Origin of the sequence: Paenibacillus periandrae (genome assembly GCF_022458865.1) — a bacterium.
In the GTDB taxonomy this organism is placed as follows: domain Bacteria; phylum Bacillota; class Bacilli; order Paenibacillales; family NBRC-103111; genus Paenibacillus_S; species Paenibacillus_S periandrae.
On sequence record NZ_JAJNMU010000001.1, the window covers coordinates 230,768 to 250,630 of the forward strand.

At 46.4% G+C, this 19,863-nt stretch carries 20 protein-coding genes and 1 riboswitch; of the genes, 2 read left to right on the top strand and 18 right to left on the bottom strand.

Translation table 11 applies throughout. The features are described 5' to 3' along the window. Positions 1-17: 17 nt before the first annotated feature. The 18 genes from LRL21_RS01100 to ribD form a co-directional block, all read right to left on the bottom strand. Positions 18-1,871: an ATP-binding protein gene (locus tag LRL21_RS01100; protein ID WP_240413907.1), complete on the bottom strand. Its 1,854-nt coding sequence runs from the start codon at positions 1,869-1,871 to the stop codon at positions 18-20. Between the two features lies 1 nt (position 1,872). After that, positions 1,873-2,589: a response regulator transcription factor gene (locus LRL21_RS01105; RefSeq protein ID WP_091165099.1), complete on the bottom strand. Its 717-nt coding sequence runs from the start codon at positions 2,587-2,589 to the stop codon at positions 1,873-1,875. Between the two features lie 42 nt (positions 2,590-2,631). Beyond that, positions 2,632-3,879, bottom strand: coding sequence for a cytochrome c biogenesis protein CcsA (ccsA, locus tag LRL21_RS01110; RefSeq protein ID WP_240413908.1), 1,248 nt, complete (start codon positions 3,877-3,879; stop codon positions 2,632-2,634). Continuing rightward, complete coding sequence (gene resB, locus LRL21_RS01115; protein ID WP_240413909.1) at positions 3,879-5,555, bottom strand: cytochrome c biogenesis protein ResB; 1,677 nt, start codon at positions 5,553-5,555, stop codon at positions 3,879-3,881. The genes ccsA and resB overlap by 1 nt, the downstream gene beginning before the upstream one ends. 61 nt (positions 5,556-5,616) lie before the next feature. Continuing rightward, on the bottom strand, positions 5,617-6,159 hold the full coding sequence (resA, locus tag LRL21_RS01120) for a thiol-disulfide oxidoreductase ResA (protein WP_240413910.1): 543 nt from the start codon (positions 6,157-6,159) through the stop codon (positions 5,617-5,619). Between the two features lie 70 nt (positions 6,160-6,229). Continuing rightward, complete coding sequence (locus LRL21_RS01125) at positions 6,230-6,976, bottom strand: pseudouridine synthase (protein ID WP_240413911.1); 747 nt, start codon at positions 6,974-6,976, stop codon at positions 6,230-6,232. 81 nt (positions 6,977-7,057) lie between these two features. Next, complete coding sequence (locus LRL21_RS01130; RefSeq protein ID WP_076227690.1) at positions 7,058-7,591, bottom strand: spore maturation protein; 534 nt, start codon at positions 7,589-7,591, stop codon at positions 7,058-7,060. A 34-nt stretch (positions 7,592-7,625) separates the two neighbouring features. Next, a complete protein-coding gene (locus tag LRL21_RS01135; RefSeq protein WP_240413912.1) occupies positions 7,626-8,213 on the bottom strand; it encodes a nucleoside recognition domain-containing protein in 588 nt (195 codons plus the stop codon). Positions 8,214-8,236: 23 nt separating this feature from the next. Next, a complete protein-coding gene (locus tag LRL21_RS01140; RefSeq protein WP_240413913.1) occupies positions 8,237-9,409 on the bottom strand; it encodes a D-alanyl-D-alanine carboxypeptidase family protein in 1,173 nt (390 codons plus the stop codon). Positions 9,410-9,599: 190 nt separating this feature from the next. After that, entirely contained in the window at positions 9,600-10,688 is a 1,089-nt protein-coding gene (locus tag LRL21_RS01145; protein ID WP_240413914.1) for an HD-GYP domain-containing protein, read from the bottom strand. 191 nt (positions 10,689-10,879) lie between these two features. Next, complete coding sequence (gene ytfJ / locus LRL21_RS01150) at positions 10,880-11,380, bottom strand: GerW family sporulation protein (protein WP_240414192.1); 501 nt, start codon at positions 11,378-11,380, stop codon at positions 10,880-10,882. Positions 11,381-11,488: 108 nt separating this feature from the next. Further along, positions 11,489-12,160: a DUF2953 domain-containing protein gene (locus tag LRL21_RS01155; protein WP_240413915.1), complete on the bottom strand. Its 672-nt coding sequence runs from the start codon at positions 12,158-12,160 to the stop codon at positions 11,489-11,491. A 135-nt stretch (positions 12,161-12,295) separates the two neighbouring features. Then, positions 12,296-12,913 carry an SMC-Scp complex subunit ScpB gene (gene scpB, locus LRL21_RS01160; RefSeq protein ID WP_240413916.1) on the bottom strand — a complete coding sequence of 206 codons (618 nt, stop codon included), beginning with the start codon at positions 12,911-12,913 and terminating at the stop codon, positions 12,296-12,298. Continuing rightward, the gene (locus LRL21_RS01165) at positions 12,882-13,673 is read right to left on the bottom strand and encodes a segregation and condensation protein A (RefSeq protein WP_240413917.1); all 792 of its coding nucleotides are present in this window, start codon (positions 13,671-13,673) and stop codon (positions 12,882-12,884) included. The genes scpB and LRL21_RS01165 overlap by 32 nt, the downstream gene beginning before the upstream one ends. 64 nt (positions 13,674-13,737) lie before the next feature. Further along, the gene (gene ribH, locus LRL21_RS01170; protein WP_076227705.1) at positions 13,738-14,205 is read right to left on the bottom strand and encodes a 6,7-dimethyl-8-ribityllumazine synthase; all 468 of its coding nucleotides are present in this window, start codon (positions 14,203-14,205) and stop codon (positions 13,738-13,740) included. Between the two features lie 34 nt (positions 14,206-14,239). Continuing rightward, positions 14,240-15,454, bottom strand: a complete 1,215-nt coding sequence (locus tag LRL21_RS01175; protein WP_240413918.1) for a bifunctional 3,4-dihydroxy-2-butanone-4-phosphate synthase/GTP cyclohydrolase II — start codon at positions 15,452-15,454, stop codon at positions 14,240-14,242. Positions 15,455-15,481: 27 nt separating this feature from the next. Then, positions 15,482-16,147, bottom strand: a complete 666-nt coding sequence (ribE, locus tag LRL21_RS01180; RefSeq protein ID WP_240413919.1) for a riboflavin synthase — start codon at positions 16,145-16,147, stop codon at positions 15,482-15,484. A 1-nt stretch (position 16,148) separates the two neighbouring features. Then, the gene (gene ribD / locus LRL21_RS01185) at positions 16,149-17,264 is read right to left on the bottom strand and encodes a bifunctional diaminohydroxyphosphoribosylaminopyrimidine deaminase/5-amino-6-(5-phosphoribosylamino)uracil reductase RibD (RefSeq protein ID WP_240413920.1); all 1,116 of its coding nucleotides are present in this window, start codon (positions 17,262-17,264) and stop codon (positions 16,149-16,151) included. A gap of 221 nt (positions 17,265-17,485) precedes the next feature. Further along, positions 17,486-17,652, bottom strand: a riboswitch (FMN riboswitch). A 234-nt stretch (positions 17,653-17,886) separates the two neighbouring features. On the opposite strand from ribD, the gene LRL21_RS01190 reads away from it, so the two are divergent. Together LRL21_RS01190 and LRL21_RS01195 are read left to right on the top strand one after the other, a co-directional pair. Continuing rightward, a complete protein-coding gene (locus tag LRL21_RS01190) occupies positions 17,887-18,756 on the top strand; it encodes a sugar phosphate isomerase/epimerase family protein (RefSeq protein ID WP_240413921.1) in 870 nt (289 codons plus the stop codon). Between the two features lie 12 nt (positions 18,757-18,768). Beyond that, positions 18,769-19,857 (top strand): Gfo/Idh/MocA family protein, encoded by a 1,089-nt coding sequence (locus tag LRL21_RS01195; RefSeq protein ID WP_240413922.1) that lies wholly within the window; start codon positions 18,769-18,771, stop codon positions 19,855-19,857. Positions 19,858-19,863 lie beyond the last annotated feature (6 nt).

Genomic DNA, 19,863 nt, shown 5'->3' on the forward strand with positions numbered 1-19,863 from the left:
CTTGTCGGAGCTCTCTTTTATGTTGTTATCATTTTAACGGGAAGCAGCACTGAAAATGTCGTTCCTTGCCCCACTGTGCTTTTAACCGTAACAGCGCCTTGATGCGCCTCTACCAGGTTACGGACAATCGATAACCCGAGTCCTGTCCCCCCTGTTGCACCGCGTGTACGGGCCTTGTCCGCTTTATAAAAGCGTTCAAATACATAGGGCAGGTCACCTGCAGGTATCCCGATTCCTTGATCGATAATTTCGATCAGAACGGCATCTTCATCCTTGTAAGAGTGCCGCTCTGCACGCATGACGATTTCCGCTTGAGCAGGCGTATGCCTGATGGCATTATCCAATAAATTCGTCAGCACCTGCTCCAGCCGATCTTCATCCGCCTGGTACAGAATCAGCTCTTCCTCCGGCAGCTCATAGCTCATTAGAATGCCCTGCTCCTTCGATAGTGCCGCGAACTTGCGATGCATACGCTTGATAAAGCTCCGAACCTCCACCACTCGAAAATGCAGCTCGATATGACCGGTCTCCATACGAGCCAAATCCAACAGGTCTCTGACCAGCCTGCCCATTCGCAGCGATTCCTCATGGATAACCTGAGCAAGCTCCTGGCGTTCTTCTGCAGAACCTGCAATATCATCGAGCAATGCCTCGCTATAACCTTGCAGCATGGATAATGGCGTACGAAGCTCGTGGGATACATTGGCGACAAAATCCTTGCGCAGCTTGTCCAGCCTAAATTCCTCTGTAACATCCCGCAACACCGCCACCACGCCTCGAACGGCCGCACGAGCATATAACGGGGTCATGACAACGGACCACACCTCGTTTTGAACATGCAGCTTGGAGGTAATTTCCTTCGCTCCTGTAATGACTTCGTCAAACAGCATTCTCATTGGCTCGGGTATGAACGAGCTGTGCTGTTGAAGCACAGGCAGCATGGATTGCTCGGTTTCTCGATCAATCCAGTGGATCTGATTCCAGTCATTGACGATTTTATCGCCCTGAGGATTAGCCAGAATCACACTTCCATCCGAATCAAATGTAATAACAGCGTCTGTCATACTACGTAATATACTGGATAAATGCTCTTTTTCGTGGCTGAGCGCCTTGATCGTATCAGATAATTCCTCACCCATGCGATTAAATGTTTTACCCAGCTCACCGATTTCATCTGATGAGGTAATAGGAACACGGGTTCCATATTCTCCAAGCGAAATTAAATCGGCTGCTTTTTTGAGCTTCAGTAAAGGCTGAGTAATTTTCGTCAGTAAAAAGAAAGCAAAAAAAGTTGTCATTAAAAAGCCGATCAAGGACACATAAGCAAATAAACGGATGACGTAAGCCTGTGTCGCTTCTACAGATTGAACCGATTGATACAAAATGGCGGCGCCGATGATTTTTTGCTGTGTCGAGTCCATCAAAGGTACCGCTACAGCTGAGTATTGGCTGTTCATCTGCTGCCTGCTGCCGGTACTGTTAACGGTTTGATTATCAATCGTGTCTCCAGCAAACACCCGCTTCAGCATAACAGCGGAAAAAAAATCATCGTATTGCAAATTCATAGGGTTCGACTTCTGAGATGATAACTTCATCGGCTTCAAGTCGACATCCACTACAAAGACTGTTGCATCTTGGGCACTTAACAGATCATTGACCAAATCAATGTAACGCTCATCCTCATTGTGTAAAGCGATGCCGCTGGTCACCTTCTGTCCCAGCTTGCGTAGATTCTCGATCTGATCCTGAGATTTGGGGAAAGAGGTTTCCAGATATTGACTGAGAAACAGACCAAGCACGAGCAGAACAACAGCAACAAGTCCGATAATTGTCAGCCATAGCTTGCCAACGATGCCTTTTAAGCTAAACACGTTACTTTGGCACCTCGAGCTTGTATCCGACGCCCCATACCGTTGTAATCATGGAGGCGGCATCCGGCGACACTTTATTCAGCTTTTCACGCAGCCTTTTGACATGTGTATCCACTGTTCTCAGATCCCCAAAAAACTCATAATTCCATACATCCTTCAACAGCTCTTCCCGTGAAAAGACCTTGTCCGGCGATACCGCCAAGTAATGCAGCAGCTCGTATTCCTTCGGAGTCAGTGCAACCTCCTGGCCACCCGCGCTCACCCGATGCGCATCATGCTCAATGATGAGATTAGGAAATACAATATTGTTGCTCGAATTAACTTCCTTGGATAAATAAGCCGTCACTGAGGATCTTCTCAGGATCGCTTTGACCCGATAAATCACCTCACGCGGACTAAACGGTTTCACGACGTAGTCGTCTGCACCCATCTCAAAGCCCTGCACCCGGTTCGTTTCCTCACCCTTGGCCGTAAGCATAATGACCGGAGTTGATTTTACCTGCCGCAGTCTCGCACACACCTCGTTACCATCAATACCTGGCAGCATGACATCGAGCAATATTAAATCGTAATCGGTTTCAAGCGCTTTTTTCAAAGCCGTTTCGCCATCCTCCGCTTCATCGATAATGAAATTTTCTTTCTCCAGATACATGCGCAGCAAGCGGCGAATCCGCTCCTCATCGTCGACTACCAAAATCGTCATTTTAACATCAGACATCGGCTTTTCAACCCTCTCTGTTCTATTGTTGTATGTTCTTCATTACGCCCCCGAATACGAATGCAAACCTGCGATAACCAGATTAACCCCAACCAGCGTAAACATAACGACCACAAATCCGATTACAGCGAGCCAGGCTGAACGTTTTCCCTGCCATCCTTTGGAAAACCGTAGATGCAAATAGGCAGCATAATACAAAAAGACGATCAGTGCCCATACTTCCTTGGGATCCCATCCCCAGAATCTTCCCCATGCCTCAGCGGCCCATATCATCGCAAAAACCAGAGCACCCAGAGTGAAAATCGGGTAACCTATAGCAATCGCCCGATAGCTGATTTCATCGATGTCTTCAAGATCAATACCCTTCAGCATAGGACTGATTGCAGCCCCTAAGGGCTTGCGTGCGATCAAACGGAGCAATCCATATAGAATCAAGCCTCCGGCAATGGACCATACCACAGTATTCAGCTTACGGCCTGCATTAGATCCCTTCATCCAGGATGGTGCTTCGAAGGGTGCCTGGGTCATGCCGAGGAATGGCTTCATCTCCACCTGCTCCCCTTCAAAAGGCTTGAAGATCGGTGGCAGCACATAATCAACATTCTGCTTAATAGTCTGCTCCACGCCGTCCTTACCCGTGTAGAGCACATCGCTTGCGAATCTGGCGTGATAGCCGGATGCATTAAAACCAAATATGGAAATGACAAAAGCAATGATCATGACCAAGGTGAATATCGTCACCTCTACTCCACGCTGCTCCTTGCGATCACCCTTTTCCTTACTGTCAAAGTTAACACTGCGCAGCAGATACATCAAGCCGGCAGCAAAACCGACTGCAAAAAACGCTTCTCCAAACGCCGCTGTTGTGACATGAATCTTCAGCCAGTAGCTTTGCAAAGCCGGAATAAGCGGCTGCACGTCCTTGGGAAATACAGATGCATAGCCAATAATAATGATTCCAATCGGCACTGCAAATACCCCAAGCACAGGCGCACGATATATAAAGTACACGACGATAAAAGCAACAATGATCATCATTCCGAGAAATGTCATAAATTCATACATGTTGCTTGTAGGAATATGACCTGCTTCATACCATCTTGTAAAGAAGAATCCCGCATGACCGGCAAGTCCTATTATAGTGGCACCTATCGCATAATTACCCCATTTTCTCGTATGCTCGATGGGATTATCCTGAGCCCACTTTCTGCCGAGAATGGCAATCACGAACATCAGAAAGGCCAGGTTATAGACGATGAAACCGATTAGTAAAAACGTACTGCTTGTCATTATGTGACCACTCCTGTTTCCAGCGATTTGGGATCGGCTTCAATTCCCGATTTATGAAGAACCTGGGCGACTTCCTGACGAATGCCAAACCAGTTTTTGTTTGTATGAGCGCCAAGAGCCAGCCGTCCGTTATCGATTCGAAGCCAGATACGACGATGATGCCAGTAAAAGCCCATAACCAGCCCAATCATGGAAATCGCAGCCCCCACCCAAATATATGGCATTGCACGATCCACACGAATATTCAAATAACTGATGTATTCTGAAAACTGTACATCGGCCATAGAATTAACAGAAAGCTCCAGCTTGTTTCCAATTTCTCCATTAATGTCATCCTGACGGAAGGTAACCTTGTCCACCTGTCTTGGAAAATAAAGGTACGGAACACCTTCCGCGGCGATTTCCGGGCCTGTAATCGAGAATATAAATGCCGGCATCTTGGGGTCTTTGGATTTGGTTATCGGAACCCCTTTTTCATCCAGTCCAAAATCCGGGAAATAGGCTTTTACCTTTAAAGTATAAGGTCCAACCTGATAGCTGTCCTGGGGCCGTGTCATGGACAAGTCCAGGCTGCCGTATGCAGCGCCGGTTTGCTTGTTTTTGAGTGTAGGCTTCACGGAAATCAGCATCGGCGATTCCCTGTAGTCAAATTGGTAAGCCATTAATCCTTTATACTCAAGCGGCTCATTCACTATAATATTTTGACGGTGAACCTCCTCAAGCACGGGCTGCTTGAAGGGGTCATCACAATCGGCTTTACATGTGTATAAGACCGCATTCGTTTCGTATATTTTGGGTACTGCCTGATCCTTGGCACGAAATCCTTCCGACATCTCATTCGCATCGTAATATTCAATTGTGAATTTTTCATTTTTCAGGTAATACGACGTTTCAGGAATCTTCACAACTTGTCCTTCAGGAAATGCAACATGCTGGTCCATGTGCCAGCCAGGAATACTTCTCATCAGAATCGCCAGCAAAAAAATAATGAGTCCAATATGGTTGATATAGGGTCCCCAGCGGCTAAACCGGTTTTTTTCCGCCAGCAGAGCGGTCCCATCCGTATGTACACGATAGTGCTTTTTCTTTAATTGCTCGGCAGCTTGCTGAACCCATGCCTGCTCTGCTGCCTCTGAAGAAACATCCTTGTGAGGAAGATCACCGCTATAGGAAACCTTTTGACGTAAAATGAATTTAAGATGCTTTCGAATCTGCTGCTTGGAGAGAGCCCTGTAAAGCGGCAGTACCCTATCAAGGCTGCAAACGACAAGAGAGGTTCCTATCATTAATAGGAGCCCAATAAACCACCAGGATTCAAAGGTATGTGACAGTCCCAGTAAATAATAAATCTTCCCTGGCGTCCCGTACGTTTCTTCATAATAGATCGAAGGGTCAAAATTAAGAAATGAATTTTCCTGCGGATAAATCGTGCCTACTGCTGAGCCAAGCAGTGTAATGATGATCATGTAGATGGCGATCTTAACGGAAGAGAAAAAATTCCATACCTTATCGATTATATCCGGATTGGCTTTTTGAGAACGTCTTGCCACTCCGTCATAACGCATTTCAAGCGGCTCCGTGCCAGCCTCTTCAAAGAGAGGCTTTCCACAGGCTTCGCAAAGTACGGTCCCGACATGATTCAGGTGACCGCATTCACATTTTGTGTTTTGAATCATGGGGCGCCTCCTGAGCTTTCTTTCTTACTGTCAAGCAATAGGTTCTCACTGTAATAATCAATTATTTGGGAGCAGCTTGGGCTGAAGCTTTGATCGATTCAAGTGTCTTTTCAATAAATACCTCACTCATCTCCCCGACCATAATCTTGGCAATCTTGCCGTCTGGAGAAATAAAGAACGTTGTCGGATAATTACTGACACCGTATCGCTTGCGCGTTGCTTCGTTGTCATCCAGTAAAATTGGAAATGTAATTTTATACTGGTCAATAAAGCTTTGCACGGTTATTTTACTTTCACCGAGATTTAGTGCAAGAAACTCTACATTTTGTGTGTCACGCTTATCAAATTGATGCTGAATGGCAGGCATTTCTTCCTTACATGGCGGACAGAACGTACCCCAAAAGTTAACCATCACCGTTTTCCCTTTATAATCAGACAGCGTATGCTTCTTACCATCCAATCCGGACAAAGTAAAATCAGGTGCCTTGGCGCCTTCAACCGGTCGTTTATCCGTGGCATACAAATTATTGAACAGCGTCAATGCACCGATCACTATGGCAATGGCGAAAATCGCCAATTGTATCCATCTTTTATTTTTGCCCATTGATGTTCACTCCAAACGGAAGCTAGTCAGTTTTGCTTATTTTCATTATAGCTAACTTTAATGCCAACGCTTATTTGTCTTTTTGAATTTTATGTGTCCTTAGCGCATCCTCGGTCAACTCTTTGATTTCTTTGGCTTCGAGATGGCGGAATTTCCCCCGTGGCACTCCGGTCAAAGCTATAGGTCCAAATTGAACACGCTTAAGCTTGATTAACGGAAATTGGATGGCATCGAACATACGGCGAACCTGACGGTTACGTCCTTCATAAATAGTAATGGAAACAATCGTTTCCTTTTTGGCCGGATCGATATCGTAATAATCCACTTCTGCTGGCGCCGTCATCCCATCTTCGAGCTCGATTCCATCCCGCAGCTTGTCCAATAAAGAACCATGTGGAACCCCTTTTACCGTGGCGTGGTAAGTACGCGGCACATGGTGCCTGGGATGCGTCAGCAAATTGGCGAATTCCCCATCATTGGTCAGCAGCAGCAAGCCCTCGGTATCATAGTCAAGCCGACCTACCGGATAAATCCGTTCCTTGATATCCACCAGAAAGTCGGTTACGATTTTCCGTCCACCGGGGTCGGAAGCACTCGTTATAACCCCTTTGGGCTTATTAAACAGCACGTATACTTTTTTCTCCTGACGGATCTTGCGGCCGTCTACGGTAATTACATCTTTACTGGCATCAACCTTAACTCCAAGTGTTGTCACAACCTCATCGTTAACCTGAACACGTCCAGCCGTTATCAATTCCTCACACTTACGACGGGAGGCCACTCCCGCTTCTGCCAATACTTTTTGTAATCGTTCCATTAGTCTCCATTCACCTCAAACCTAATGATACTCATCCTACAGAGAAATCACAAGTTGCTCAGGCGAAAATCTGTGTCAGTTCTAAGCAAATACCAAATAACAAATAAAAATGGAGGCAGCGAACCCGACTGCATCCGAGATCAAGCCCACTTTTAGCGCATAGCTTGCTTTACGGATGCCTATCGCTCCAAAGTAGACAGTAATCACATACATCGTAGTATCGGTGCTCCCCTGAATCGTGGATGCTATACGCCCGACCATGGAATCGGGGCCAAACTGCTGCAGCAGATCGGTTGTAAAGGCGAGTGATCCCGCCCCTGTAATCGGACGTAAAATAGCTAGCGGCAGCACCTCGCTTGGAATACCTATCATTTCACAAAAAGGCTTCACCCAATTGGTCATCAGCTCCATGGCACCCGAAGCTCTGAATATACTGATTGCTACCATCATGCCTACCAAATGCGGGATGATTCGGATTGCGGTATCAAAGCCGTCCTTAGCCCCGTCTACAAAGGATTCGTAAACGGGTACCTTACGATACAAGGCATAAAGCGGTATAAAAACAATGATCATCGGAATCGCCCAGGCAGATATCAGATTAACGAAGGCGTACATTAAGGAATCATCCCTTCCCTATCAGTGGTTAACATTAATGCTGTATGGAGTTGCGTGCACGGTACCATCTATCTACAAAAATAGCCGCGAGGGTGGATACAAAGGTAGCCATTAACGTTGTCCCGACAATCTCGGCCGGGTTCAAGGAATTAAAATTCATTCTAATTGCGATCAGTGTTGTCGGGATCAAGGTAATGCTCGCCGTATTCAGAGCCAGCAGCGTACACATCGCCGGACTCGCCGTCTCTTTATTGGTGTTGAGCAGCTGCAGCTCCTGCATCGCTTTGATCCCCATCGGCGTTGCCGCGTTACCCAAGCCCAATATATTGGCCCCCATATTGGACATGATGTAGCCCAGAGCCGGGTGGTCCTTGGGGACAGTTGGAAACAGGAACCGAACGATCGGACGCAGCAAAGAAGCCAACAGCTTCAGTAATCCCGCATCCTCGGCAATACGCATGATACCAAGCCAGAATACCATGATGCTAATCAAGCCAAAGCATACGGTAACCCCGCTTTTCGCGCCATCAAATGTCGCCTGTGTAACCAGCTCGATATTCCCCTGCGCCGCGGCGACGCCAACCCCAGCAACAATAAAAAACAACCAGATTAAATTTACCATAGGTCAACTCCTATCTCGGATGATTACCCAACACGTCCCGTAAATAAAGTACGAACTATAAATTGAACGATAAACAGCCATTTGTCTGCATAAGAGGCCGTAGCGGACAGCGACTGGTCAATTGAAAATGCAGAACTCTCCTTCAGCTTCAATCTCGGGCTATCCTTCGGAAACAATGGAACACCACCGATTTCCTTCCCGTTCAGTGTATAAACCAGCCTGCCCACATCACCCAGACGAAAGCTTGCCGAATTGGCATCATTTAGCTCCACCCGATACGAATAATGTCCTTTTTCTGATTCCTGTGTTGGATACAGGAACTCTTTACCTGCTACCCACGCTGTTCCTTCGATGGCATCACCCTTTTTTACTAGAGGCAGCAGCGGATAGTTGGCGAAGCCGTAGTCCAGCAGCTTGGCATGATCGGCCCAATCATCTCCATCATTCAAGGTAACCACCGCCAGCTGCTGCCCGCCGCGTGTTGCTGAAGAAACCAAACAACGCATAGCCAGCTTGGTATAGCCTGTTTTCACCCCATCGGCACCATCGTAGAGCTGCAGCATTTTGTTCTTATTCAACCACGTGTAATCCCATGCTTCATTTGGATTGGGCGCTTTCTTAAGCTTGGTTTTTACAATTTCCTGAAATTGCGGATTGCGGAGGGAATAGGCTGCCAATTTGGCCATATCATTTGCGGTTGAATAATGTCCCTCCTCATCCAGTCCGGATGGATTTTTGAACGAAGAATGCTCCATCCCGATCATTCGTGCTTTCTCATTCATCAAATATGCAAAACCTTCAACGGTACCTCCAACATGCTCAGCAATCGCCGTTGCCGCATCATTACCTGAACGCAGCATCATCCCATACAACAAATGGTGAAGGCTCATTTCTTCGTTAAGCTTCAAATAAATCGAAGAGCCTTCCTTTCCAAAAGCATTTTTGCCCACCTTCACTGAATCGGACAGCTTCCCTTGCTCGACAGCTACAATCGCCGTCATGATTTTAGTTAAGCTGGCGATACGCATCTGCTTGTCGCCCTGCTTACTGTACAATACCCGCCCCGAGCGTACATCAATTAAGGCAGCCGTTTCCGCGTGGGTCGAAATCGCTGGGGCGGCTTGCAGCGCGGGTGAGGGGGCCCATATCGTTACCAGCAGCACCGGCAGCAATAAGAGCACAATGTTTTTTTTCATAAAAGGGTCCTCCTGCCAACATAGGTTCAATTATGGACATACCGATCTTGTACATGTATATGCGGGTCCTGTCCCATTATATGTCCTCTTCGAAAGCCACAGCTCCCGGTCATTTGCGAAGCACAAAAAAGACCCTCAGGACTTTGCAGGTCCTTAAGGATCTATATGAACTACGAAATAAGTGCAGTATTCATGGCATCTCTACTTCACTAACAAATACGGTTAGCTGCTTCGATAAGTCTACCTCATAAGGCTGTGTGATCTTCTCTCCATCCGCACCCTCCATGATGCGAATAGTAGGTCGCTGCGGGATTGCAGGATTAATAACTACAACTACGCCCTTCTCACCTGTGCTCAGCTTGACACTGAGTCCAAGCGGATAGATGGCAACGTTGTCTCGAAATAAGGCAACCTTCTTATAATCGTATAAAGATTCCACACCTGAGAACAAAATTTCCATCGCCTGATGCGGCAGCATAGCCAATCGATAAGGACGATGTGTGGTCATGGCATCATAGCTGTCTATGATGGCGATCAGCTTGGCGTATTCATGAATCTCATTGCCTTTAATGCCTCTTGGATAACCGCTGCCGTTCAGCCTCTCATGATGCTGGAACGCACAATGAGCGGCCAGCAAAGGCATATTGGGCTCGTCTTTTAATAGCCGATACCCGAGCTCCGCATGCATCTTGACCTCGTCAAACTCCTGAGGCGACAGCTTGCCCGGCTTTTTGATAATATCCTGATTAATTTGCGTTTTACCGATATCATGAAGAAGTGCACCCATACCAAGCACAGCAATTTCTTCACGATTGTAACCGCTAGCCATTCCAAGCATCGTCGCGTAAATACATACGTTAAGCGAATGATTGAACACATAATTATTGAGAACATTCATATTTAACAGCATGATGTGCGTACCTTCACGCGAATCCAAATCCTGCATGATCATTTTGATCACATTGCCAAATGCCCTGCCCATAAACGCATTTTTCGAAAATTTACTTTTGCTGTTCTCTTCCATCGCTTTTCTGAATTGGGTTTTGATTTCGGCCAAAGCCTTCATTTTCGTTTCTTGACTTATCGCGTCATCAACTTGGATATCATCAGTATCTCTGTCTTGAATGTAAACAAAGTCGACTCCAAATTGCTGCAATCGATTAATTAATGCCTGGGTTAGCTCAACACGTTCATTTAATAAAACAAGCCCGTCTTCATTGTAAATACATTTAGCAAGCTTCATTCCCGGACTGCAAGACCGTGTAGGCAATAAACGCACCAAGAAAACCTCTTTCATCAAATTCTCTCAAAATTATCATCAAATCCAGATAAAATAAATATAAAAGAAACCTGCAAAAAGAGCAATCTATTTTCCTTAATAAATAGGCAAAGCTGCCCATCATCTCGATGGAGCAGCTTTGCCTGGATCTTGGTATAGGTCTATGGTCTTATGGAATAATAAAGCAAGCTTTAGACAATATAGTTCGGATTGTCCGATGGATTCGTTACACTTATCGTTCCGCTCCCAGACTGATTATGGGTAGTGGAATTCAGTCCACCCTTCATCATGCCTTGAATACGATCGACAACACTTGGTGCTGCATCAATCAGTCTTTCCAGCAAATGTGTTTGATTGTCCAATGGAACAATCTTGACTCCTTGCTTGCCTACGACCAGGAAAGCAATTGGCGTGATGGATACCCCTCCACCGCTGCCTCCACCAAACGGAAGTGAAACCTTGGCATTCGCACCATCGTGACGGCCTGCTCCAGAGGAATTATCCGATGCGGAATCCTCTTGACCGAACTCGCTGCCACCCGCCGCGAAACCAAAGCCGACTTTTGAAATCGGCATAATCACACTACCATCGGGAGTTTCCACCGGATCTCCCACGATCGTATTGACATCGACCATTTCCTTGATGTTTTCCATTGCCGTCTTCATAAGACCTTGTATGGGATGCTCTGTCATCATTGGTTGTGCCTCCTTGTTGTATACTGGATTCCTCAAACATAAGGAAATCAACGCAAGTATAGCTTAACCGAAAAGCGGTATTACTATGTAAAGCAAACTTGCTCTTCACGCTTTAAACAATACTCTTCGCCATGTCTTCAAGCCGCCTTTTACTTTGATGATCCGTGCCAGTAAACGTATCCCGGCAATGAGGATGAACCACATACTAATTTGCAGCCGTACGAGTACCTCGGTCGAAAATCGGGTCTGGTTGTACTGCGGAATGACTTGCAGCTTCGGTTGTGCATCCAGCTTGATGTAGCGGGACATAAAACCGAGCATCGTCGATTTCAAACCCCATATCATGCCGGTTGCCATAGCGGTTTCAGGCGCATCGCCAATACCGACAGAGGTTTTCCAGTCAAATTGAATGCACCTGACGTGGGTTAGCGTAACCGTCAGCCATTCATGAAAATGAAAGCAGCTCCTCAACAGCTCTAATGCATTATCAAAGCTTTCTTTAATACTGCGCTTGGTAATTTTCTCTTCTTTTACACTAACTACCTGATGTTCTTTTTTATCAATATACGCAGCCTCGACATTAACGCCCTCAACAAAATTTTTGAACTGGATAAAAGGAACCGCAATTCGTTTCTTGAGCATGCCGTACAGCCCATGAATATCAAATGTGATATCATCATCCTGTGCTTCTCTAACAATCGTTAACCGGCATCTAATGGGACTTGAGAGAAGCGCCACTACCGCAACGATCACAGCAGCTATAATCCAATAATTCAATATCGCTCACCCCTCATTTTGAATATTAAAGCCTGAATAAACAAAAAACCCCTTATCGCAGAAGCTTAAGCTTCTTTTCAGGAGTTAGTATAGCCCTATTTGATTAAATCATTCCAGGAGCATGGTCGATCCATATTATTCACTTTCGGTTACATCGTCAAAAGAGATTTGATGGCTTTCCCCATTATCTAATTTATTGAACAAGAGTCGAGTTTCCTCTTCCAAATTGTCATCGTTCTGAAACAGAGAAGACTCTGGAAGCTCCTCAATCGTACCCAGTGCAAAGTAATCCAGAAATGGCTTTGTGGTTCCATATAATATTGGCCGTCCGGGAGCGTCTGCACGATCGACCTCCTTGATTAAATCCTTAGCCACGAGTGTATGCAAGGCTCGTTCAGCCTTGACACCACGAATCTCTTCGATCTCTACCCGGGTAATCGGTTGTTTGTAAGCGACTATTGCCAAGGTTTCCAAGGCTGCCTGTGACAAGGATGAGCGTGAAGGCGAATAGGCCAGCCGTTCAAGATATGGCGCATGGGCTGGAAGCGTCGTTAATTGGTAGGTTCCGGCGAGCTCAACAATTTGCAAACCTCGCTTGCTGTTCCGAAAGTCTCTTTGCAGATCCCCTATCAAATTACGGACAACATCCGTACTAAGTTCCAGCACCTCAGCAAGCTGCTTGGTATCCAGACCCTCGTCTCCAGCGACAAATAGCAAGCCTTCAATAACTGATTTCATCTGTTGAAAATCCATCCGCCTTTCCTTCCTCTCTTGCCTGTATGACGATATCCTCGAAAAATCGGTGCTGGTAGCAAACAATCATTTTCATCTTCATCAGCTCCAGCAACGCCAAAAAGGTAGTGACAATACTTTCCCGCGAATAATCACCATCGGTTAATTTAGAAAACAATATTTTGCCGTCTGCTTCCTTTAACCATCTTACTACATCTTTCATTCGGTCTTTTACGGATATTTCGTCCTTGCGTATTTTGGTAACCAAATTTCTGCTCGCCATACGCTGCATAGCCCGCTGGAATGCGTGCACAAGATCAGAAACACCGAGTCCTTTTACCGGATTCTCGACGATTTGCTGTATGTAGGGAGATAAATCTTCAGGCTCACGAGTATAAATCAGCTTGCGCTCAAGCTCCTTATCACGCAAATGGTCGGCAATCGCTTTATATTTGCGGTACTCGATCAGCTTTTCAACCAGCTCAGAGCGTGGATCGTAATCCTCGTCGAGCAAATAATCGTCATAATCGTCCATCTCAATAATAGGAGGCTTGGGTAGCAGCATCTTGCTTTTGATAGATAGGAGTGTTGCAGCCATCAACAAGAACTCACTTGTCAACTCCATCTCCAGCTCCTGCATCGTATTCAGATAGCTCATATATTGGTCCGTAATCTCTTTAATAGGTATATTATAAATATCAACTTCGGATCGATCAATCAAATGCAGCAACAAATCAAGGGGGCCCTCAAACTTGTCAAGCTTATACGTAACCTTGTCCAACCGTCGTTCCCCCTTAAAATGTTAGCAGCCGATCATTTCGTTAAGACTCGTATTGAATTGTATATTAGGAGAACTGTTTGGTCAAATTCGCCATTTCAATTGCACTCACAGCCGCTTCCCAGCCCTTGTTGCCAGCCTTCGTACCCGCACGCTCAATTGCTTGCTCAATCGAATCGGTAGTCAATACACCAAAAATCGTCGGTACACCGGTTTTGAGATTGATGGCGGCAACGCCTTTGGCCGCTTCACTGCACACATAATCAAAATGCGGTGTGGACCCACGAATAACGGCACCCAGAGTGATGACAGCATCGTATTTACCGCTTTCGGCCATTTTTTGGGCAATCAGTGCGATTTCGAAAGCTCCTGGTACCCATGCCACCTCAACCTCGTCTTCAGTAGCACCATGGCGTTTGAATGCGTCTAAAGCGCCGCTAAGCAGCTTGCCTGTAATAAATTCATTGAAACGGGCAACAACAACTCCATATTTTAAACCTTCTGATACTAAATGTCCCTCGTAAATTTTCGTCATGATGATTAACATCCTTTCAATTTATCATTTTTTATTAGATTTGAAAATCAAGCAAGTGTCCTAATTTTTCATGTTTCGTGTGTAAATAGCTTGCGTTGGATTCGTTTTCCTTCATTTGAATCGGCACTCGTTCTACAACTTCCAGACCATAACCCTCTAAGCCTTTAATTTTACGAGGATTGTTCGTCAGCAAGCGAATCTTTTGCAAGCCCAGGTCCTTCAAAATTTGGGCTCCAATACCGTATTCACGCAAATCAGGCGCAAAACCCAATTTAATATTCGCATCTACAGTGTCCAAGCCCTCTTCCTGCAGGACATAAGCCTTCAGCTTGTTAATCAAGCCGATGCCGCGACCTTCCTGACGCATATACAGCAGCACACCGGAACCCGCTTCATCAATCTGTTTAAGCGCCGCATTCAGCTGAGGTCCGCAATCGCAGCGGTGGGAATGGAACACATCGCCCGTCAAGCACTCCGAGTGAACACGAACCAAAGTTGGCTTTGTTCCATCGATATCTCCTTTGACAAGAGCCACATGCTCCTTTTGATCAATAGCGTTGGAATAGGCAATCGCTTTATACACGCCGTAATCCGTTGGCAGCTTGACCTCAACCTCACGGTTTACCAATTTCTCCTTGTGATTGCGGTAGTGAATCATATCTTTGATCGTGATGATCTTGATATCATGCTTTTGACTAAATTCCATTAATTCCGGAACACGTGCCATTTCTCCATCTTCTTTAATAATTTCGCAAATGACAGCTGCTGGATAGGAACCGCACATACGAGCCAGATCAAGAGCAGCTTCGGTGTGACCCGTACGGCGCAAGACGCCACCTGCTTTTGCAATTAAGGGAAAAATATGTCCGGGTCGACGAAAGCTTTGCGGTTTAGAATTAGGATCAATTAGTGCTTTTACGGTCATGGAGCGCTCGGTAGCGGAAATTCCCGTTGTCGTATCGGCACCGTCTATGGAAACTGTAAATGCTGTTCCATGATAGTCGGTATTTCTCGAAACCATAGGCGGCAGCTCCAGCTCCTGTGCACGCTCCTCAGTAATGGGTACGCACACCAGGCCGCGGCCTTCCTTGATCATAAAATTAATAATCTCGGGAGTCGCCTTGTCCGCCAGCGCAATGAAATCCCCTTCGTTCTCACGGTCCTCATCGTCAACAGCGATAATGACCTTACCCAACATCAAATCGTAAATTGCTTCCTCGATAGTATTAAATTGAATAGGTACTGTCATTTCCCACTCCCACCTCTCTATGTTTGCTTACATGAATCCATTTTCCGCCAAAAATGCAGCTGTAAGCTTGCTAGATTTACTCTCTGATCCTCCGCCATGTGAACGAAAGCTCAACAGCTTTTCCATATATTTGCCCAATACATCAGCCTCCAGATTCACTTCATCACCAGGTTTCTTATGCTGCAGTACCGTCTGCGCCAAGGTATGTGGAATGATGGACACCGTAAATCGTTGATCGGTTACTTGCACTAGCGTTAGGCTAATACCATCGATGGTGATCGAACCATGGGGAATCATATATTTTAAAATAGCTGTATCCACCGGCTCGATTTCGTAGACAACCGCATTCTGATCGGTCGTTCTGCTTGTGATCGTCCCTATGGAGTCCACATGTCCTTGAACAATATGACCGCCAAAACGTCCACCTACCGCCATAGCCCGCTCCAGATTCACCGGATCACCGGTATGAAGCTTGCTAAGTGTCGTTCGTCGGAACGTTTCGGGCATGACATCGACCGTAATCGATGATCCATCATATTTCACGACGGTCAAGCAAACACCATTGACAGAAATACTGTCTCCCAGATGAACATCCTCCAGAATGCGGCTGGCACCAATGCTCAATATCATCGCCTGCCCCTGCCGTGAAATACTTCTCATATTGCCGATCTCTTCAATAATACCCGTAAACATCTTACCTCACCTCGCTGCTGTAGCGTGGATATCCAGTTACGCAAACATCCTCACCAAACTGTTGAACCGTGATACGCTCCAGTCGGATAGCTTCCTCCATACGATCAAAGCCTGCAAAAGGCATCGTATCCAGTGATTGACTTCCGCCTCCAATAATTTTGGGTGCAAAGAACAAATGAATCTTGTTAACCAGCCGCTGCTCCAGCATCGCACCATTCAGTGTACCGCCGCCTTCGAGTAAAATCGATGCGATATCGCGCCTGCCCAAAAGCTCCATTGCCTTGCTCAGGTCCACTTGAGGTCCGCTGCCACAAGAAATGACGGTTACACCATCCGCTTCAAGCCGCTGTTTGGATGACTCTGAGGCATTCTCTGTTGTCAGAACAATTGTCTCTGCGGTACGATCCGTCACTACCCTAGACTCAAGCGGCAGCCGCAAGTTTGAATCGACAATGAGTCGGATCGGGTGCAGCGCAGGTACATCCAATCGTGTCGTCAACAAGGGATCATCTGCAAGAACGGTCCCTATTCCGACCATAATCGCTTGGTGACGGTGGCGTAAATTATGGACATAAGTGCGAGATTCCGCATTCGTGATCCATTTACTATCCCCCGTCCTGGAAGCAAGCTTGCCATCCAGTGTGCTGGCCGTCTTCATCGTGACGAACGGGCGTTTGGAACCGATGAAATGATTGAATGTCTCGGTCAGCTCCCGGCACGCTTGGGCCAATACACCCGTTACGACCTCCAATCCATGCTGTCTCAAACGTTCAATCCCGGTTCCAGCTACGAGTGGATTGGGATCCTCGCTGCCAACAACGACACGCTTCACCTTTTCTTTAATGAGTCGGTCGCTGCAGGGCGGCGTGATACCAAAGTGGCTGCAGGGCTCCAAGGTAACATAGGCTGTGCTGCCTTCTGCTTCAGCTCCGGCCATCTGCAAGGCGTGAATTTCAGCATGGGCCGTTCCCCGTTTGAGATGAGCCCCCATTCCAACGATCCTGCCGTCCTTGACGAGCACGCAGCCTACGACCGGATTAATTCCTGTCTGGCCTGCAGCACTACAAGCAAGCTGAATAGCAAGCCGCATGTAATATTCATCATTCAACAGCTCCATCAAAGTCACTTCCCTGCCAAATTGCTTTTAGAATCCAACAAAAAAAACCTCTTCTCAACAGAAGGGGCTTGTGAAAGAATTACGAAAAAAACGCAGAGTGATAGCGCATCTACGCGATTGAATAATCCAAGGCAACACAAATTGAACAGGCTCTAAACCTATTTTTCTTATCATGCTGCAGTTGGTTTCATAACAACCCACGACAAATACCAGTGTCCACGTTTTCCCTTCTCCCATCCAGACTATACTGTCGGTCTCGGAATTTCACCAAGTCCACCGGTGACAACAGCAATAAAGCTGAAGCCCACGGGTCACGGACTGAACAAAACGCTGTTAAACGTCTCATATCACCGCCGGTGGGGAATTTCACCCCGCCCCGAAGGAAAACATCCTATTATGTTGTTTGAAATTCCTACTAAGTAGGTTGGAAAATACTTTGACAGAATTTTAACATCATTTTCGTGAAATTGCAACAGTTAGTATTCGAAAACGATTGCACGCTGGTTCACTAAGCAATTTCATCCACCTCAATAGTCAAACCTATGAGTGTCCGGCACATTTGGTGCTGACTTATAATTAATAGGAACCTCAAAACGAACACCAAACAAGGGAGGCGTCACAATTGAGTCTGTCACTTGGACTTCAACTCTATTCCGTAAGAAATGAACTGCAGAAGGATCCTTTGGGTGCATTGGAAAAGGTAGCTTCGATTGGATATAAGGATCTCGAATTGGCCATCCATTACTCCGACGCTGCAGGTCATGGTGGTTATTCGGTTGCCGGCATGAAGGCAGCGGAATTCAAAAGCAATCTGGATCGCCTAGGAATGAGAGCATTAAATGCTCAAATGTTCCCGATCGAAAATGTCCATTGGGAGCGTCTGATCCCCTTTGTTCAGGAAATTGAAATGCCTGCTGTCTCCATCTCCATGTCCATGTTCAAAAATAAGCAGGCCGCTTTCGATTTCAGTGCAACGCTGAACAAATGCGGAGAAATATGCCGTAAAAATGGTCTTGATTTTTACTATCATAATCATTTTCAGGAATTCCAAAAATTTGAAGGACAAACCGTCATGGAGTTTATCCTGGCCAATACGGATAAGGATCTGGTAAAAATCGAGTTCGATACGTACTGGGCCCTCAGAGGAGGCGTTGACCCTTCTGAGTATTTGCGTACGCTTGGTGATCGTTGTGATCTGGTTCATCAAAAGGATATGCCTGCCACTGCCAAGCCGGTCAATTGGTTCGAGTTCTTTGGCGAGGATGCGGACATTACGCTTGATAAAAAGCTGGGTACTTCAACAACAGATCAATTCACCGAGATCGGTGAAGGCGTCATGGATATTCCCGCTATTATTGCTACCATCCGGGATATGGGTATTGTGAAAACCATTTTTGTCGAACAGGATTTTACAGCCCGCAATCAATTGGACAGTGTTGAATTCAGTTACAAGCGCATGGTTGAACTGATGAATCTGTCTCAAACAACATAGGAGGACACCACCATGACAGATAAATTAAGGATTGGCATTGTAGGCTTGGGGGGGATTGGTACATCCAAGCATTTGCCCAGCTTATCCAAGCTTGCTCACATTGAGGTTATCGCGTTCTGCGATATTATCGAGGAAAAGGCCCTTAAAGCAGCCAGGGATTATGGCAGCGAATCGTCTACTGTGTACACCGATTACAGAAAGATGCTGGAGGATCGCTCTATTGACGTCGTTCATGTATGTACGCCCAACAGCTCCCATGCGGAAATCACGATAGCAGCGCTTGAAGCCGGTAAGCATGTCATGTGCGAGAAGCCAATGGCCATCACCTCTATCGATGCACGGAATATGCTCGAAGCTTCCAAACGGACAGGTAAGAAATTGACAATTGGCTATCAAAACAGATATCGTCCGGATAGCTTATTTTTGAAAAATCTGTGCAGTATCGGCAATCTGGGCGAAATTTATTTAGCCAAGGCGCTGGCCATTCGTCGGCGGGCTGTACCCACTTGGGGCGTGTTTCTTGAAAAAGAACTGCAGGGTGGCGGACCTTTGATTGATATCGGAACGCACGCCTTGGACCTGACCTTGTGGATGATGGACAACTATAAGCCAGTTAGTGTAACAGGCTCTGTATTTCACAAGCTTGCAGACCGTGAAAACGCAGCCAACCTGTGGGGTCCTTGGGACACTAAAAAATTTACCGTAGAGGATTCTGCGATTGGTTTTATTAAAATGGAGAATGGCGCGACGATTACACTGGAATCCAGCTGGGCGCTTAACACTATGGATATACGCGAAGCGAAAACAGTCCTCTGCGGCACCGAAGGCGGAGCGGATATGGACGATGGCTTGCGGATCAACGGGGAACAAATGGGGCGATTGTACGAACATAAAGTGAGCTTTGAGCGTGGTGCGGTCGTTTTCTATGCGGCTGCTGCGGACGAAAGCCCAGCCGATTTGGAAGCACGGTTATGGATTGAATGCATACTAAATGATACAGAGCCTCTTGTAAAGCCTGAACAAGCTCTCGTTGTCAGTGAGATTCTCGAAGCCGTTTACCAATCTGCTGCAACCGGAAAAACGATTTACTTCAATCAATAGGTCCTG

Excerpts from the sequence above, each read along its gene's own strand:
- ytfJ (WP_240414192.1), bottom strand. The coding sequence starts at position 11,380 with ATGACAGAGCATCCCATACAAGGTCTTATGAAGACGGCAATGGAAAAC.
- ribH (WP_076227705.1), bottom strand. The coding sequence starts at position 14,205 with ATGACGAAAATTTACGAGGGACATTTAGTATCAGAAGGTTTAAAATAT.
- LRL21_RS01105 (WP_091165099.1), bottom strand. The coding sequence starts at position 2,589 with ATGTCTGATGTTAAAATGACGATTTTGGTAGTCGACGATGAGGAGCGG.
- ribD (WP_240413920.1), bottom strand. The coding sequence starts at position 17,264 with ATGGAGCTGTTGAATGATGAATATTACATGCGGCTTGCTATTCAGCTT.
- ccsA (WP_240413908.1), bottom strand. The coding sequence starts at position 3,879 with ATGACAAGCAGTACGTTTTTACTAATCGGTTTCATCGTCTATAACCTG.
- LRL21_RS01125 (WP_240413911.1), bottom strand. The coding sequence starts at position 6,976 with ATGGAACGATTACAAAAAGTATTGGCAGAAGCGGGAGTGGCCTCCCGT.
- ribE (WP_240413919.1), bottom strand. The coding sequence starts at position 16,147 with ATGTTTACGGGTATTATTGAAGAGATCGGCAATATGAGAAGTATTTCA.
- LRL21_RS01130 (WP_076227690.1), bottom strand. The coding sequence starts at position 7,591 with ATGTACGCCTTCGTTAATCTGATATCTGCCTGGGCGATTCCGATGATC.
- LRL21_RS01140 (WP_240413913.1), bottom strand. The coding sequence starts at position 9,409 with ATGAAAAAAAACATTGTGCTCTTATTGCTGCCGGTGCTGCTGGTAACG.
- LRL21_RS01175 (WP_240413918.1), bottom strand. The coding sequence starts at position 15,454 with ATGACAGTACCTATTCAATTTAATACTATCGAGGAAGCAATTTACGAT.
- LRL21_RS01135 (WP_240413912.1), bottom strand. The coding sequence starts at position 8,213 with ATGGTAAATTTAATCTGGTTGTTTTTTATTGTTGCTGGGGTTGGCGTC.
- scpB (WP_240413916.1), bottom strand. The coding sequence starts at position 12,913 with ATGGATTTTCAACAGATGAAATCAGTTATTGAAGGCTTGCTATTTGTC.
- resA (WP_240413910.1), bottom strand. The coding sequence starts at position 6,159 with ATGGGCAAAAATAAAAGATGGATACAATTGGCGATTTTCGCCATTGCC.
- LRL21_RS01195 (WP_240413922.1), top strand. The coding sequence starts at position 18,769 with ATGACAGATAAATTAAGGATTGGCATTGTAGGCTTGGGGGGGATTGGT.
- resB (WP_240413909.1), bottom strand. The coding sequence starts at position 5,555 with ATGATTCAAAACACAAAATGTGAATGCGGTCACCTGAATCATGTCGGG.